This is a genomic window from Paracoccus sp. (in: a-proteobacteria) (genome assembly GCF_030538495.1).
In the GTDB taxonomy this organism is placed as follows: domain Bacteria; phylum Pseudomonadota; class Alphaproteobacteria; order Rhodobacterales; family Rhodobacteraceae; genus Paracoccus.
In genome coordinates this window covers 25,068-39,952 of sequence record NZ_JAUNTW010000001.1, presented here as the reverse complement: position 1 = coordinate 39,952, position 14,885 = coordinate 25,068, and the positions used below count along the sequence as shown (strand labels likewise).

At 60.7% G+C, this 14,885-nt stretch carries 15 protein-coding genes and 1 tRNA gene; 10 read left to right on the top strand and 6 right to left on the bottom strand.

Going from position 1 to position 14,885, the window contains the following annotated elements:
- Positions 1–104 precede the first annotated feature (104 nt).
- Both Q4G20_RS00190 and Q4G20_RS00185 read right to left on the bottom strand, forming a co-directional pair.
- Positions 105–455 carry a hypothetical protein gene (locus tag Q4G20_RS00190; RefSeq protein ID WP_303340961.1) on the bottom strand — a complete coding sequence of 117 codons (351 nt, stop codon included), beginning with the start codon at positions 453–455 and terminating at the stop codon, positions 105–107.
- The gene (locus tag Q4G20_RS00185; RefSeq protein WP_303340960.1) at positions 452–862 is read right to left on the bottom strand and encodes a helix-turn-helix domain-containing protein; all 411 of its coding nucleotides are present in this window, start codon (positions 860–862) and stop codon (positions 452–454) included. Before Q4G20_RS00185 ends, Q4G20_RS00190 begins: the two co-directional genes overlap by 4 nt.
- Positions 863–1,038: 176 nt before the next feature.
- Between Q4G20_RS00185 and Q4G20_RS00180 the strand changes: the two genes are divergently transcribed.
- Positions 1,039–1,242 carry a hypothetical protein gene (locus Q4G20_RS00180; RefSeq protein ID WP_303340959.1) on the top strand — a complete coding sequence of 68 codons (204 nt, stop codon included), beginning with the start codon at positions 1,039–1,041 and terminating at the stop codon, positions 1,240–1,242.
- Positions 1,243–1,785: 543 nt separating this feature from the next.
- Positions 1,786–2,358: a tyrosine-type recombinase/integrase gene (locus Q4G20_RS13620; protein ID WP_368660764.1), complete on the top strand. Its 573-nt coding sequence runs from the start codon at positions 1,786–1,788 to the stop codon at positions 2,356–2,358.
- Positions 2,359–2,839: 481 nt separating this feature from the next.
- Here Q4G20_RS13620 and Q4G20_RS00170 read toward each other — a convergent pair whose 3' ends face one another.
- Positions 2,840–3,622 carry an FCD domain-containing protein gene (locus tag Q4G20_RS00170; RefSeq protein ID WP_303340957.1) on the bottom strand — a complete coding sequence of 261 codons (783 nt, stop codon included), beginning with the start codon at positions 3,620–3,622 and terminating at the stop codon, positions 2,840–2,842.
- Positions 3,623–3,845: 223 nt separating this feature from the next.
- Here Q4G20_RS00170 and Q4G20_RS00165 point away from each other — a divergent pair, with 223 nt between their 5' ends.
- Genes Q4G20_RS00165 through glcF form a run of 3 tightly spaced genes read left to right on the top strand, consistent with a single transcriptional unit; the run spans position 3,846 to position 7,754 of the window.
- Positions 3,846–5,294: an FAD-linked oxidase C-terminal domain-containing protein gene (locus Q4G20_RS00165; RefSeq protein ID WP_303341413.1), complete on the top strand. Its 1,449-nt coding sequence runs from the start codon at positions 3,846–3,848 to the stop codon at positions 5,292–5,294.
- A complete protein-coding gene (locus Q4G20_RS00160) occupies positions 5,285–6,445 on the top strand; it encodes an FAD-binding protein (protein WP_303340956.1) in 1,161 nt (386 codons plus the stop codon). The genes Q4G20_RS00165 and Q4G20_RS00160 overlap by 10 nt, the downstream gene beginning before the upstream one ends.
- A 1-nt stretch (position 6,446) precedes the next feature.
- Entirely contained in the window at positions 6,447–7,754 is a 1,308-nt protein-coding gene (gene glcF / locus Q4G20_RS00155; protein WP_303340955.1) for a glycolate oxidase subunit GlcF, read from the top strand.
- 57 nt (positions 7,755–7,811) lie between these two features.
- Here the strand turns inward: glcF and Q4G20_RS00150 are convergent, their stop codons facing one another.
- Positions 7,812–8,624, bottom strand: coding sequence for an IclR family transcriptional regulator (locus Q4G20_RS00150; protein WP_303340954.1), 813 nt, complete (start codon positions 8,622–8,624; stop codon positions 7,812–7,814).
- A gap of 104 nt (positions 8,625–8,728) precedes the next feature.
- On the opposite strand from Q4G20_RS00150, the gene Q4G20_RS00145 reads away from it, so the two are divergent.
- Positions 8,729–10,876 (top strand): malate synthase G, encoded by a 2,148-nt coding sequence (locus Q4G20_RS00145; protein ID WP_303341411.1) that lies wholly within the window; start codon positions 8,729–8,731, stop codon positions 10,874–10,876.
- 9 nt (positions 10,877–10,885) lie between these two features.
- Positions 10,886–11,311, top strand: a complete 426-nt coding sequence (locus Q4G20_RS00140; RefSeq protein WP_303340953.1) for a heme-binding protein — start codon at positions 10,886–10,888, stop codon at positions 11,309–11,311.
- A 38-nt stretch (positions 11,312–11,349) separates the two neighbouring features.
- On the opposite strand, the gene purN is transcribed toward Q4G20_RS00140, so the two are convergent.
- Positions 11,350–11,937 carry a phosphoribosylglycinamide formyltransferase gene (gene purN / locus Q4G20_RS00135; protein ID WP_303340952.1) on the bottom strand — a complete coding sequence of 196 codons (588 nt, stop codon included), beginning with the start codon at positions 11,935–11,937 and terminating at the stop codon, positions 11,350–11,352.
- The gene (gene purM, locus Q4G20_RS00130) at positions 11,934–12,974 is read right to left on the bottom strand and encodes a phosphoribosylformylglycinamidine cyclo-ligase (RefSeq protein WP_303340951.1); all 1,041 of its coding nucleotides are present in this window, start codon (positions 12,972–12,974) and stop codon (positions 11,934–11,936) included. The genes purN and purM overlap by 4 nt, the downstream gene beginning before the upstream one ends.
- 112 nt (positions 12,975–13,086) lie before the next feature.
- On the opposite strand from purM, the gene Q4G20_RS00125 reads away from it, so the two are divergent.
- The 3 genes from Q4G20_RS00125 (at position 13,087) to Q4G20_RS00115 (ending at position 14,856) form a co-directional block, all read left to right on the top strand.
- Positions 13,087–13,162, top strand: a tRNA-Ile gene (locus Q4G20_RS00125).
- A 166-nt stretch (positions 13,163–13,328) separates the two neighbouring features.
- Positions 13,329–14,534 (top strand): integrase arm-type DNA-binding domain-containing protein, encoded by a 1,206-nt coding sequence (locus Q4G20_RS00120; RefSeq protein ID WP_303340950.1) that lies wholly within the window; start codon positions 13,329–13,331, stop codon positions 14,532–14,534.
- A 136-nt stretch (positions 14,535–14,670) separates the two neighbouring features.
- Positions 14,671–14,856, top strand: a complete 186-nt coding sequence (locus Q4G20_RS00115; protein ID WP_303340949.1) for an AlpA family transcriptional regulator — start codon at positions 14,671–14,673, stop codon at positions 14,854–14,856.
- Positions 14,857–14,885: the final 29 nt, after the last annotated feature.

Below are 14,885 nucleotides of genomic sequence, written 5' to 3'. Positions count from 1 at the left end.
AGCAAGCGGTAAGGCACATGCGACGCGGCATGCAAATTATCATCTGGGTTAATCAGCGTAGGGTGGGCATCGGCGGGTTCTTTCAATTTAGCAGGCTGGGTAGCTCAGATCGCGTTGGGAATGGTCAAGCCACGGCCCATCGTCAGGCCGCGAAAAATTGCGAGCAGCAACGCCACTAAAGTCACAAGGTTAAAACAAAAACATATCGTTTGCGCGTCAAGACGCGCAAACGACGACGGCACCAAATACGCCGCCAGCCACGACATAGCTGCAACCATCGCCCATACATTGGCGGCAACATATCGTTCGCGCAATCGCTGGCCGGCCAACTCGCGGGCAAGGCGTCGCGCCTGCGGGCGAAGCGGCTTCGGTGTGCCTTGTTTGGCCATCACGTCTTTCGGTTCGACCACCATCAGGAACGCGCGTCCAAGCGTTTTTTGATCGTCCTGCGTCATCTTACCATCCTGATAAGGCTGTCCATTTCTTCCGCATCGTCGTTCTCCGTACGATTGGGATGTGCGCGCAAATCATCTTTCAGAACCTTCATTAACACCCTCTGGCGCGCTTCTGGTGTGATGCTGATGTCGAGATCCTCCAGCCGCGCGTCGAGAAGGTGAGCGAAATAATCAATACGTGACAACAGCAGCGGCGACGGCCCCCCGGTCAGAAGCCGGTGCGCGTCGTCATCGAACAGTTCGCAGATTTTGAGCAGGAGTTGGGCAGGAAGGTCTCGCTCGCCACGCTCATAGTACTGGAACGCGCTGCGACTGATCCCCAGCTGCTCAGCAAACTGAGCCTGCGAGAGGCCTGCCGCTTTGCGGAGGGTTTCAATCCTGTCGCCCAGTCCTACGGGATCAGTCATCAAAAACACCCGTTGAAACGACCACAATTGTGGTTATTTGTATATTAATGTCGCGAAATGTAGTCTTTCGCACTTAATCGTCGTCGTCAGCATACCTTTGCTCGCGTTCGTGAGCAAGGAAATCTGTCTCTATCACAGGTGTGGGTGCTGGCGCGTACAATGATGGAGCAAGTACTATGAAGGAAAATACGCAGGGCCATGCATCTATGGTTGAAACGCCCAAGGAGATGGCGGATCGCGTCGGCATTCCCGTTTCCAACGTTCGGTTTTTGATTAAGTCGGGGAAGCTCGCACACTTCTTTACAGCACCAGGCAGACGTAATCCCAAAATCCCTGTTGGTGCCTGGGAAAAATATCTGTCCGATCAGTTGGGTGGGTGAGATGGGTGTCGTTGGTGAGCCGAAGCTGGCGCGTGACCGCAAGCGTCCGAAGAGCGGCAACTATTATATCTATTGGACAGATGAAGAGCGCGGCAGCCTAGAGAAAAGCCTGCGTACAAAGGACCGTGCCATTGCATGCGAAAAGTTCGAAGAATGGAAGCTCCTGAACCTTGGGCAGACCGTTGCCAGACGTGCCGAAGACGTCAAAATTGCCGAAGTGCTTCGCTACTATGAGAAAATCAAACGCACCGATGTCAGTGCGCCCGAACGGATCAGCGATGTGCTTAAGGCTCTGACGCCCTACTGGGGCAACAAGCCGGTTTCCGCAGTCAATAAACTCAGTTGCATCCGATATCGAGAAGAGCGCGAAAGCATTTATGCAGCCAAGAGGCCTGCGCGCGCCCCCCTTTCACCGAACACTGTTCGTCGTGAACTTGCTGTTCTGTCCGCTGCTATCAAGGTCGCTAATGACGATGGGCTGATTAACAGACAGGTGACGGTTCACCGACCGCGTGAGGTGCCGGTTGACGTGCCTTACTTTACTTGTACTCAAGCTTTGCGGCTCATTCGAGTTGCTCCGAAAGTCAAGCGTGCAAGGCAATACCTACAGCTGTTTCTGATCCTTGGATTTCTTACCGGCGACGAAAAGAGTCATTACTTTCGCTGCGGTGGCGTGATGTCGATCTGCAGGCGGGCTTCATCCACTGGAATCCTCAGGATCGCATTTCAACAAAAAAAGAACGTCCGCCGGGCGCAATTCCGCCTCGCTTGCATAAGTATCTCCGTCGGCAACGCGCCCGTTTCCCGCACGATGATTTCGTAATTTCGAGCCGCGGAGCGCCGCTCAAAGACATCAAAACAGCTTTCGCGTCGTTGATGCGCCTTTATCTTGCGGTTGAACAGCATAGGTCTGCCTCGGATATCGGAAGCCGCTTCACCGTCACAGACCGTGCTTACCCGCACCTGTTGCGCCACAGCTGCGCGACGTGGTTGATGCAGAAGGGTGTCAAGCCAGCCGCAGCTGCGTCCTTTCTTGGTATGTCAGAAGAGACACTTTACCGTCGGTATTATCATCACCATCCCGAATTCCAGCGCGAGGCGGCTAACGCGTTTTGATCCGGATCGATCCGGATGCAGACCGCTAAAACTCGCTATAGGCGTGAACAAAAAATGACAGGACGATTTAATATGTCGTTGAAACATAACGAAACCTGCACCATCCATTATCCTCCGAAGGCAGAGGCCAGAGGTTCGAATCCTCTCGGGTGCGCCAAGAATCATATTATCATCAATGTGATAGCCATTTTTGCGTGGTGTTGGTCCGGCCTGCTGACCAGCTATCCGCTCTGAAGCGATAGGCGGGGGCGGCCTTCGCATATTATTCAGCGGGTTGATTCAAATATATTGTCGATCATGGGCCAGTTCGGCTTAAAAGCCGACTGCCTTCGGGGATCATGCGGTTTTGCAGCAAGATCCGCTTCGTCGCCGTAAGGTTCGGCGTCAGATGGTCACCGTCAAAGATGCTTAGCCGCGCGCCAGGGTCACATTTTCCATTGGCCGGGGACGGGACTGCGTCCATGCGGGCAGGGCATCCGGCTCAGCCCTTAAGGGCGCTTAGACCGCCGCTGTCCAGCCGCCGCAGCGACATATCCAGTTTTGCTTCCGCCTCACGGAATTCCCGCGTGGCCCTGCGGAGATAGCTGAGATGTTCGTGCGCGGCTGACCGTGCGTCGCCGGGTCGTCTGTCGATGATCGCTTGCGCTATGGCAAGGTGCTGGTCCCGCAGAAGGTCTCGGACATAGGGAATCGTGAACAGCCGCTGCCGATTGTGAAGGACATCCGTGCGAAGATTGCCCGAAAGCGCGCGCATGATTTGCAGGATGACCAGATTATGGCTGGCTTCGTAGATCGCGATGTGCAGGTCGGCGTCCGCATCGGCTTCTGCCGCAGGATCGTTTGCGGTATGGGCCTTTTGAATCCGGGCAACACAGTCTTTTATCCGCTGAATTTCCGGCTCATTCGCGCGCTGCGCGGCCATGGCCGCGGCCGAGCTTTCCACCACATCCCGGAATTCCAGATAGTCGTCGGCGACTTCGCCACGTTCAGAAAGCATGGCGATCAGCGGGTCGGTGATGCTCTGCGCGCCGATTTGCGCAACCTTCATCCCCTTGCCTTCCTTGCTGGTCAGCAGGCCGCGTTCTTCGAGTGATTTCAGCGCGTCACGCAGCGTCGGGCGCGACACATTCAGCCGTGCCGCCAGCTCGCGTTCCGGCAGCAGGGGTTCGCCCGGTCGCAGCGACCCTTCGAGAATCAGGCTCTCGATATGGGTGATGACGGTCGTGGCGGCCCGGCCGGGCTTGTTCGGCTTGCTGTCGCTCATGTCTCGCACATAGGTCGGTCATCGGGTGAACCAATAGCTTATGGCACGGCGCGGCGCTGCTGCAATGCGGAAAAGAAATTTACCGATTGACTGATGCGGTAAAGTAATTTTACCAAAACCTATACGCGGTCTGGGGCCGTTGGAACAACGATGATCGTCGGCGGTTTTTCCGGGCGTCGAATGGCCCCGCCCCGACCCATGAAAGGAGACAGCCGTGTCAACGATTGCCATGCCCGCACCCGATGCGGGGATCATCGCCCGCAAGTCCGAAATCGTCGCCGCCCTGACCGCGGCACTGCCCGCCGATGCGGTGATTTCGGACCCCGAAGAAACGCGGGCCTATGAATGCGACGCCCTGACCGCCTACCGATGCCCGCCGCTGGCCGTCGTGCTGCCGCGCACGACCGAAGAGGTGGCGGCTGCCATGCGCATCTGTCACGATCTGCGCGTGCCGGTCATCCCTCGGGGTGCGGGCACGTCGCTGGCCGGGGGGGCGCTGCCGACGGCTGACAGCGTGGTCATCGGCACCATGCGGCTGCGCGAATTTCTGGACATCGACACGGCGAACCGCTTTATCCGGGTTCAGACCGGCGTCACCAATCTGTCGGTCAGCGCCGAGCTGGAACCGCACGGATTTTTCTATGCGCCCGACCCGTCGTCGCAGCTTGCCTGCACGATTGCGGGCAATATCGGGATGAATTCAGGCGGGGCGCATTGCCTGAAATACGGCGTTACGACGAACAACCTTCTGGGCGTCCGCATGGTGCTGGCAACGGGTGAGATCGTCGAACTGGGCGGGCCGCATCTGGGGGGCGCGGGGCTTGATCTTCTGGGTCTGATCTGCGGGTCGGAAGGTCAGCTTGCCATCGTGACCGAAGCGACCCTGCGCATCCTGCCCCGTCCCGAAGATGCGCGTCCGATGCTGATCGGTTTCGACAGCGCCGAGACCGCAGGCGAATGCGTGGCGCGGATCATCCGGTCCGGTGTGCTGCCTGTCGCGATCGAATACATGGACGACGTGTGCCTGCGCGCGGTCGAGGCGTTCGCCAAGGCCGGTTATCCCGATTGCGCGGCCGTGTTGATCGTCGAGGTTGAAGGCTCGGAACACGAAATTCTGGACCAGATCGAACGGATCAAGTCCATTGCCGCCGAATTGAACCCAGTTGAATTCCGCAGCAGCCGCAATGCCGATGAATCGCTGGCGATCTGGAAGGGGCGCAAATCGGCCTTTGGGGCGATGGGTCGGCTTGGCGATTACCTCTGTCTGGACGGCACGGTGCCGGTGTCGAAACTGCCCTATACGCTGCGGCGGATCGGTGAGCTGTCCAAAGAACACGGGCTGGAGGTCGCCAATGTGTTCCATGCCGGGGATGGCAACATGCATCCGCTGATCCTGTTCAACGCGAACCAGCCGGGTGATCTGGAACGGGCCGAAGCGTTCGGGAACGACATTCTGCGCCTCTGTGTCGATGTCGGCGGCTGCCTGACCGGGGAACACGGGGTCGGCATCGAAAAGCGCGACCTGATGGGCGCGCAATACACCCCCGAAGATATGGCGATCCAGATGGAGATCAAGGACGCCTTCGATCCCCGATGGCTGCTGAACCCGGCAAAGGTGTTCCCGCTTGAGGCCAGCCGCCCGCATCGCGAGGAGGCCGCAAAATGCGCGTGACAACCGACCAGACGACCGCCCAAACGCCCGGCGAGATTATCCCACGGGACGAACAGGAACTGGCCGCTGCGGTTGCCGAATGTCACGGGCTGGCCCGGACCCTGCGTGTCGCAGGGGGCGGAACGCGTCTCGGTCGCGCCGGGATCGTGGCCGACAGCACGCTGACCACGCGCGCAATGGGCGGGATCGTGACCTATGAGCCGGGCGAACTGACGCTGATCGCCAAGGCTGGCACGCCGGTGGACGACATCGAACGCGTGATCGCCGCCGAGGGGCAGGCACTGGCATTCGAACCGATGGATCATCGGGTGCTGCTGGGGTCCGGCGGGGTGCCGACGATCGGGGGGCTGGTCGCGGCGAATGTGTCCGGGCCGCGCCGCGTGCAGATCGGCGCCTGCCGCGATCACCTGCTGGGCGTGCGGTTCGTAGATGGTCGCGGCCGCATCCTCAAGAACGGGGGCCGGGTGATGAAGAACGTCACCGGCATGGACCTTGGCAAGCTCATTTGCGGGTCTTACGGCACGCTTGGGGTGTTGACCGAAGTCGCGGTGAAAACCCTGCCGGTGGCCGAAAGCCAGCAGACGTTGGTGTTCACCGGCGTATCGCCAGAAACCGCCGTTCAGATTTTCGCAACCGCACTGGCGACCCCGTTCGACGTGTCCGGCGCGGCCTTCCATCACGGCACCGTCTGGCTGCGGGTCGAGGGGCTGAAAGGCCAAACCGATTATCGCCGGGATCGCCTGTGCGCCCTGTTCGATCCGCGCAATATGGACATCGCGCGCGACGACGAAAGCCGCCTTTTGTGGCGCGACCTGCGCGATGTCCGCCACTTTGCCGATACGGGTGACGCCGTGTGGCGGATTCTGGTCAAGCCGACCGATGCGCCCGTGGTGATCGAGGCGTTGAAACCCCTCGGCGGCGAAGCCTCATTGGATTGGGGCGGCGCGCTGATCTGGTATTCGGGCAGCGGCGACGCGGCAGCGGTCCGACGCGCCGCCGGGACCGGGGCGGCGGTGCTGGTCCGTCCGGGGTCCGCGCCCGTCGGCCCCGTTTTCCCGCCCGAATCCAGCGGGGTTTCCGCCCTGACAGCCGCTCTGCGCCGGACATTCGACCCTGCGGGGGTGTTCAATCCTGGTTTGATGGGGCGCTGACATGCAAACGAATTTTAGTGACACACAACTGGCCGACCCCGCAACGGCGCGCGCGAATGAAATACTTCGGTCCTGCGTGCATTGCGGTTTCTGCACCGCGACCTGTCCGACCTATCAGGTGCTGGGTGACGAATTGGACAGCCCGCGCGGGCGCATCTATCTGATCAAGGACATGCTGGAAAACAACCGGGTTCCCGACGCGAAAACCGTTCAGCATATCGACCGCTGCCTGAGTTGCCTCAGCTGTATGACGACCTGCCCGTCGGGGGTGCATTATATGCATCTTGTTGATCACGCACGCGACTATATCGAACAGAATTACCGGCGTCGTTGGGATGACCGCGCCTTGCGTTGGATTCTGGCGCGGATTTTGCCCTATCCCCGGCGGTTCCGGCTGGCGCTGCTGGGGGCGAAACTGGCACGCCCGTTTCGCAAGCTGATGCCCGATGCGCGGCTGCGGGCGATGCTGGACATGACACCGGCACGCATCCCATCCCCCAGTCCCAATGACCGGCCGCAGACCTTTCCGGCCCAACAGGCAAAACAACGGCGCGTCGCGCTGCTGATCGGCTGTGCGCAGCGCGCGCTGAACACCGATATTAACGACGCGACGATCCGGCTGCTGCGTCGGCATGGCTGCGAGGTCGTGATCCCCAAAGGCATCGGCTGCTGCGGGGCGCTGACCCATCATATGGGCAAGACGGATGACAGCCACGCAATGGCCGCCGCGAATATCCGTGCGCTGACCGCCGAGCTGGACGGCGCGGGCCTTGACGCCGTGGTCATCAACACCTCGGGTTGCGGCACGACGGTCAAAGATTACGGCCACATGTTCCGCAACGATCCGCTGGCCGGGGACGCGGCCCGGATCGCAGCACTGGCCAAGGACATTTCCGAGGTGATGGCCGATATCGGACTGACGGATGCGACCCATGCCGCGCCTTTGCGGGTGGCCTATCACGCGGCCTGTTCGTTGCAGCACGGGCAGCAGGTTCGTTCGGCACCCAAGGATCTGCTCAAGGCGGCGGGCTTTCAGGTGGTCGAGCCTCGTGACAGTCATCTCTGCTGCGGATCGGCCGGGACGTATAACCTGATGCAGCCCGAAATTTCGGGTCAGTTGAAGGCGCGAAAGGTGGCGACCATCGAGGCGACGACCCCTGACGTCATCAGTGCGGGCAATATCGGCTGCATGATGCAGATTGGTTCAGGAACGGGTATTCCCGTCCTGCATACCGCCGAGCTTTTGGATTGGGCGACAGGCGGGCCAAAGCCGCGGGGGCTGAACCGTGACGATACGCGGGGGCAATAGCTTTGCCGGATAGGCAACCGGCTTCGGCTCTCGCTTATGCGCGCAGGGCGGGGTGGCCTACAGCCCCGTGACGTCGTCACGGGGCGCGTCCTTCTGCGCCGGCATGACGCCACCCAGCACCGATGTCAGTTCTTTGGCGGCGGCCAGAACCTTTGCGCCCATTGCCGCCATCCCGGCTTGCGGCAGCCTGTTCGCAAGGGCGGAAATCGAGATCGCCCCGATGGGTTCCGCATAAGGATCCCAGACAACCGCCGCCACGCATCGCACCCCATAGGTGAATTCTTCGTTGTCATAGGCAAAGCCGCGTTCGCGGATGGTGGCGATTTCGGTTCGGACGGCTTCGGTCGTGCGCAGGCTGTGGCGGGTTCTGGCCCAAAATCCATGGCGATCCATGAACGCGTCGATGGCCTCATCCGGCCATGTGGCGATAATCGCCTTGCCCATCCCCGAGCACAGGACCGGCGCGCGACCTCCGGGCGACGCGATGGCTCGGGTGATTTCGCGGCTTTCGACTTGGGCAACCGTGACGACTTCGCCTTCTTCCAAAATGCCCAGATTTGCCGTTTCGTGGCTGTCGTCGCGCAATCGTCGCAGAAAGGGATGCGCCGCGGCGATAAAGCTTTGCCAGCGGGTGAAGGCGATCCCGACCGAAAAGGCTTTCTGGCCGACGACCCAATGGGAATTGGTGGCATCAAATTGGGCAAATCCCCGCCGTTCCAGCGTCGTCAACAGCCGATGCGCTGTGGACGGGGCCAGCCCAGCTTGGCGCGCAAGATCGGTCAGCCGCGCGCCGTCGGGGTGAACGGCAAGCAGCTCCATCAGGTCTAACGCGCGATCGACCGCTTGAACGGTTCCCGTTGGCTTTTCCATTTTCAAGGCTCTATTCCATATCGTGGAAAACTGTCCAGAGGGATATGGTCAGGAACTCGCCAAGGGCGCTATGCCTTCCCGACATGTTTTTCACGGAGGGAATGATGACGGAATACGTCGAACGAAGTGGTCTGGATGTTGCGTCGGAACTGGCGACGTTTGTCGAAACCGATTTGCTTCCGGGCCTGTCGATCCCCGCCAATGAATTCTGGGCCGGGTTCGCATCCATTCTGACTGACCTTGCCCCTGAAAACCGCCGCCTGCTTGGCGTTCGGGACGATCTGCAGCGCCAGATTGACGACTGGCTGACGGATCATCGCGGACAGGACTGGAACAATGCGGACTGGATCAGCTTCCTGCGTGACATCGGTTATATCGTGCCGGAAGGCCCCGAATTCACGGTTGCGACCGGCCCGGCCGACCCGGAAATCGCCAGCATCGCCGGGCCGCAACTGGTGGTGCCGGTGATGAATGCGCGCTTTGCGCTGAATGCGGCGAATGCCCGTTGGGGGTCGCTCTATGACGCGCTTTATGGCACGGATGTGCTGCCCGGATCGCCTAAGGGCAAAGGCTATGACGCCGAACGCGGCGCGGCAGCCGTCGCAAAAGCGGCGGCGTTTCTGGATGACGCGCTGCCACTGGCCGGGGGCCGTCACGCGGATGTCACGGGCTGGCGCGTCGATGGCGGGCAGGCTGTGGCCACCATCGGCGGAAAGGATGTGCCGCTGGCCGATCCCTCGGCCTTTGTTGGCGTCAGCGGCGCGGGGGAACAGCATTCGATCCTGTTCCGACATAACGGCCTGCATATCGAACTGGTGTTTGATCCGTCCCATCCTGTGGGGCAGGCGAGTGCGTCGGGTCTGCGCGATGTGGTGCTGGAATCGGCGCTGACGGCGATCCAAGACTGCGAGGATTCGGTCGCGGCGGTCGATGCCCAGGACAAGGTCGCGGTCTATGCGAATTGGCTGGGCCTGATGAAAGGCGATCTGGCCGATACCTTCGATAAGGGCGGCACGCCGATGACCCGGCGGCTGAACCCCGACCGCGACTTTACCGCGCCGGATGGGTCGGCCTTTACGCTGCCGGGGCGTGCGGTTTTGTTGGTCCGCAATGTCGGCCATCTGATGACGAGTGATGCGGTCAGGCTGGACGGTCAGGACATTCCCGAAGGTCTGCTGGACGCGGTCATCACGGTCACGGCGGCGCTGCATGACCTGCAAAAAACCGACGGCCCGCGCAATTCGCGCGCGGGGTCCGTCTATGTCGTCAAGCCCAAGATGCATGGCCCGGATGAGGCCGCCTTTGCCGACCGCACCTATGCCGCGGTCGAAGCGATGCTGGGCCTGCCGAAAGGCACGGTCAAGCTGGGCCTGATGGATGAAGAACGCCGCACATCGGTCAATCTGCGCGAATGTATCCGCGCGCTGAAGGATCGGATCGCGTTCATCAATACGGGTTTCCTCGACCGGACCGGCGATGAAATCCATACGATCATGCAGGCGGGCGCGGTGCTGCCGAAAGGCGACATGAAGGACGCGGATTGGCTGGCCGCCTATGAAGACGGCAATGTTGATGCGGGTCTGGCGACCGGCCTGAACGGCAAAGGGCAGATCGGCAAGGGGATGTGGGCCAAGCCTGACGCGATGTCGGAAATGCTGGCCACCAAGATTGGCCATCCTCGGGCGGGCGCGAACACCGCTTGGGTGCCGTCGCCGACGGCTGCGACCCTGCACGCGATCCATTATCATCAGGTGGATGTGGCCGCGCGGCAAAGCGAGCTGATGACCCGCGAACGCGCCAGCCTTGACAGGCTGATGACGCCGCCGCTTCTGGGCAAACGCAATCTGTCCGAGGCCGTCATCACGCGCGAAACGGACCTGAACTGTCAGTCGCTGCTGGGCTATGTGGTGCGCTGGGTCGATCAGGGCGTGGGGTGTTCCAAGGTGCCGGATATCGACGATGTGCCGTTGATGGAAGATCGCGCGACCTTACGGATTTCGGCGCAATTCCTGTCGAACTGGTTGCTGCATGGCGTCATCACCCGCGAGCAGGTCGAAGACAGCTTGCGCCGCATGGCTGTGGCGGTTGATGCCCAGAACGCCAGTGATCCCGCCTATCGGCCGATGGCCCCCCGCTTTGACGGGCCAGCATTTTCGGCGGCGCTTGACCTGATCGTTAAGGGTGTTGAACAACCCTCGGGTTACACGGAACCGCTGCTGCACGCATGGCGTCGCGTGGCGAAAGAACAGTAAGGACAACCGATGAAAACCTTCACCAGATTAGACATCGACGACGCGCGCAAACTGATTGCCGGGGCCGCCGCCCATGCCGAACAGATCGGCGTTCCCATGTGCATCGCGATCACCGACGAAAGCGGTCAGCTGATCGCGTTTGAACGGATGGAGGGCGGCAAAGTCACATCCACCACAATCGCGATTGACAAGGCGTTCACCGCCTCGGCTGCGCGCAAGGCGACGCATGAATATGGCGATGCCAGCCAGCCCGGCGCGGCAGCTTACGGGATCAACTCGGCCATCGGGGGGCGATTGATGGTGGTTGCGGGCGGTCTGCCCGTCGCGTGGCAAGGGCAAGTGGTTGGCGGGATTGGCGTGTCGTCCGGCACTCCGTCGCAGGACCAAGCCGTTGCGCAGGCGGGGATCGACGCCTGGCTGGCGACGATCCGCTAAGCGAACGCGTATCGTGGCGGGGCAGGGCGCCCCGCCCATCACAGCATGACAGGCGCAGGATCCCCGGCGGCAAAGCGGCGCAGAACGGCGGGATACAGCCGGTGTTCTTGAACCAAAACGCGCGCGGCCAGATCGTCGGGCGTGTCGCCCGCCAGCACCGGAACCCGCGCCTGACCCAGAATCGGGCCAGCATCCAGTTCCGGCGTGACCAGATGCACGGTGGCCCCGGCCTGATCGTCGCCCGCCTCAATCGCGCGTTGATGCGTGTGCAGCCCCGGATATTTCGGCAGCAATGACGGGTGAATATTCAGCATCCGCCCGGCAAATCGCTGCACGAAATCGGGGGTCAGGATGCGCATAAACCCGGCCAGACAAATGATGTCGGGCTCCGCGTCCAGCAGCGGGCGCAGCAACGCGGCTTCGAACCCCGCGCGGTCGCCGCGAAAATCGCGATGATCCACGGCGGCGGTCGGCACGCCCAGTTCCGCCGCGCGGATCAGCCCCCCCGCCGCCGGATCGTTCGACGCGACCAGCACGGGCCGCGCCGGGTGATCGCCGGTCATATCCTGCACCAGACGGACCATGTTCGACCCGCCGCCGGAAATCAGGATAGCAACCCGCTTCACGCAAGGGTTCCGCTGTAGCGCACGCCCGTGCCGGCGGTGACGGTGCCGATGCGGTGAACGGTCTCGCCATATTCGGTCAGCAGGCGCGACAGCGCGTCGGCCTGATCCGCCGCCACGACCAGGATCATACCGATGCCACTGTTGAAGGTTTTCAGCATTTCCGGCGTGTCAATCCCGCCCGCCTGCGCCAGCCAGCCAAAGACCGGCGGCAGCGTCCACGACGACAGGTCAATATCCGCGCCCAGATGTTTGGGCAGCACACGCGGCAGGTTCTCGGTCAGGCCGCCGCCGGTGATATGGGCCAAGGCGTGAACCCCGCCCGCCCGAATCGCGGCCAGTGCGGGTTTGACATACAGCCGCGTCGGCGTCAGCAGCGCCTCACCCAGCGAGCCATCGGCAAAGGGGGCCGCGTCATCCCACGTCAGCCCGGCATGATCGGCCACCTTGCGCACCAGCGAATAGCCGTTGGAATGAACCCCGTCGGATGCCAGCCCCAGCAGCACATCGCCCTGTTCCACGCCCGCAGGCAGCGACGCGCCCCGGTTCATCGCGCCCACGGCAAAGCCCGCCAGATCGAAATCGCCGTCATGATACATACCCGGCATTTCCGCCGTTTCACCGCCAATCAGCGCACATCCCGCGGCCTTACACCCGGCGGCGATGCCGTTCACGACGCGCGCGCCTTCATCAACCGACAGCTTGCCAGTGGCGAAATAGTCCAGGAAAAACAGCGGTTCGGCCCCTTGGCACACCAGATCATTGACGCACATCGCGACCAGATCCTGACCCAGACCGTCCAGATGGCCGGTGTCGATCCCGATGCGCAGCTTGGTGCCAACCCCATCGGTCGCCGCGACCAGAATCGGGTCGTCATAGCCCGCCGCGCGCAGATCGAACAACGCGCCGAACCCGCCCAATGCATCCATCACTCCGGGGCGGGTGGTCGCGGCGGCGGCGGGTTTGATCCGTTCCACCAGTTCATTGCCCGCATCAATATCGACGCCCGCATCGCGATAGCTGATTCCGTTTTTCATCATACCCGGCCCCCGGTTTTCAGGTTTCGCCCCCGATACCGTAACCGTGCCGCATGGGCAACGCCGAACCGCTTGACCCCACGGCGCACGGGGTTTAGGCAAATGGTTGCTGCGGGGGCCTGTAGCTCAATGGTCAGAGCAGGGCGCTCATAACGCCTTGGTTGGGGGTTCGAGTCCCTCCGGGCCTACCACAACACATTGTTTTCACCGCATAATTTCCGAAATTATCCCAATTCTATCAAGGGTTTGTCGTTCACCACCGTTCGCTGACGTTCGCTGACGTTCGCCTACATCCGCGCCCTTTTTACGGTATCGGATGTGCAAAATACCGTAAGATTTCCTAGCCGGAATACCGTCATGCCCCTGACTGATTTGAAGATTCGCAGCCTGAAACCCAAAGCTAAACCTTACAAAACGAGCGATTCGGATGGTCTCTATCTGACCACGACTCCCGCAGGCTCAAAGCTGTGGCGCTTTGACTACAGCTTCGCCGGAAAACGCAAAACGCTGTCGATTGGGCAATACCCGCTCATTCCGCTAATAGAGGCGCGGCGGCTACATAAAGAAGCGCGCGTCAAACTCAGCAATGGCATTGATCCAAGCGGTCAAAAGCGGAAGGCTCCTGGCATCGCACCTGGCGTTCGGGACAGCTTTCGGGAAGTGGCTGACCGCTGGTTTATGAAGAACGAACATGAATGGGTTACGGCACATTCGGTTCGCATACAAAACCGACTCGTGGCTGACGTATTCCCTCACTTGGGCCACTTACCAATCGCTGAAATTAAGCCCCGCGATGTGTTGGATGTCATCAGGCGCGTCGAGGACCGCGGGTCGATCAGCATGGCAAGGCGGATTTATCAGACGGTCGGGAAGATTTTTCGTTTTGCCGTATCGGAGAGTCTGATTCCTTCTGATCCAACGCGTGATATTGCTGACGCCTTAGCTAATCCCAAAGCGGTTGTTCACCACAATTCATTGCCGGCAGCGGAGTTGCCCGAACTCATTGATCGCATTTACCGAGGCCACGGGGAACTGATTAGCGCCCTCGGCGTGGTGTTCACCATTCACACCATGGTTCGCACGAATGAAACGCGGTTTGCCCAATGGCATGAGTTCGAAGGGCTGGATGGCGCAAACCCCCTCTGGCGCATCAGCGGTGAACGAATGAAAATGCGGCGCGATCACCAGGTGCCGCTAACTCCGCAGGTGCTGCAAATCTTAGGGCGTTTGCGGGAAATCAACGGGCAGTCGCAGTGGGTGTTTAAGACGCCGGGTCGGCAGGATAAGCCGATGTCGCAGAACGCGATGATCTATTTTCTTTATCGGCTCGGCTATTCAGGACGATCGACGGTTCACGGGATGCGGTCCAGTGCGTCAACTTGGTTGAACGAGCATGAGTTCAACCGGGACTGGATTGAGTTGCAACTGGCCCACGTGGACGGGTCTGTGCGCGGTGTCTATAATGCGGCGCTGTATCTGCGACAGCGCCGAGAAATGCTTCAAACCTGGTCTGATTTTCTTGAGCCGCCCTCGGCTACTGATGACTTTGATGACATTCTGTAAAAGGCCCCGCTGCGTTTGAGGGCGCAGCGGGGAGTCAGGCGTGACCAACAGGTTCCGTAAGGCAACCTATAGTAAACTCCGGCTTGCTAGTCAACAAAAAGATGAATACACTCGTTTTTAGTGAATAGGATTCCACATGCAGCACGACACCCTCAAACTTATGCGTTTGCCCGATGTTCTGTCGCATCTTAGCATCGGCAAAACTACGCTTTATGATATGGTAAAGCGTGGGGATTTCCCCGCGCCAATCAAACTTGGGCGCGCTTCATTTTGGTCAAGCGATCAGGTGAGCCAATGGATTAGTGGAAGGGCTGCTAAATGAGCAGCGATCCGTTTGATGATCCGTTTGAT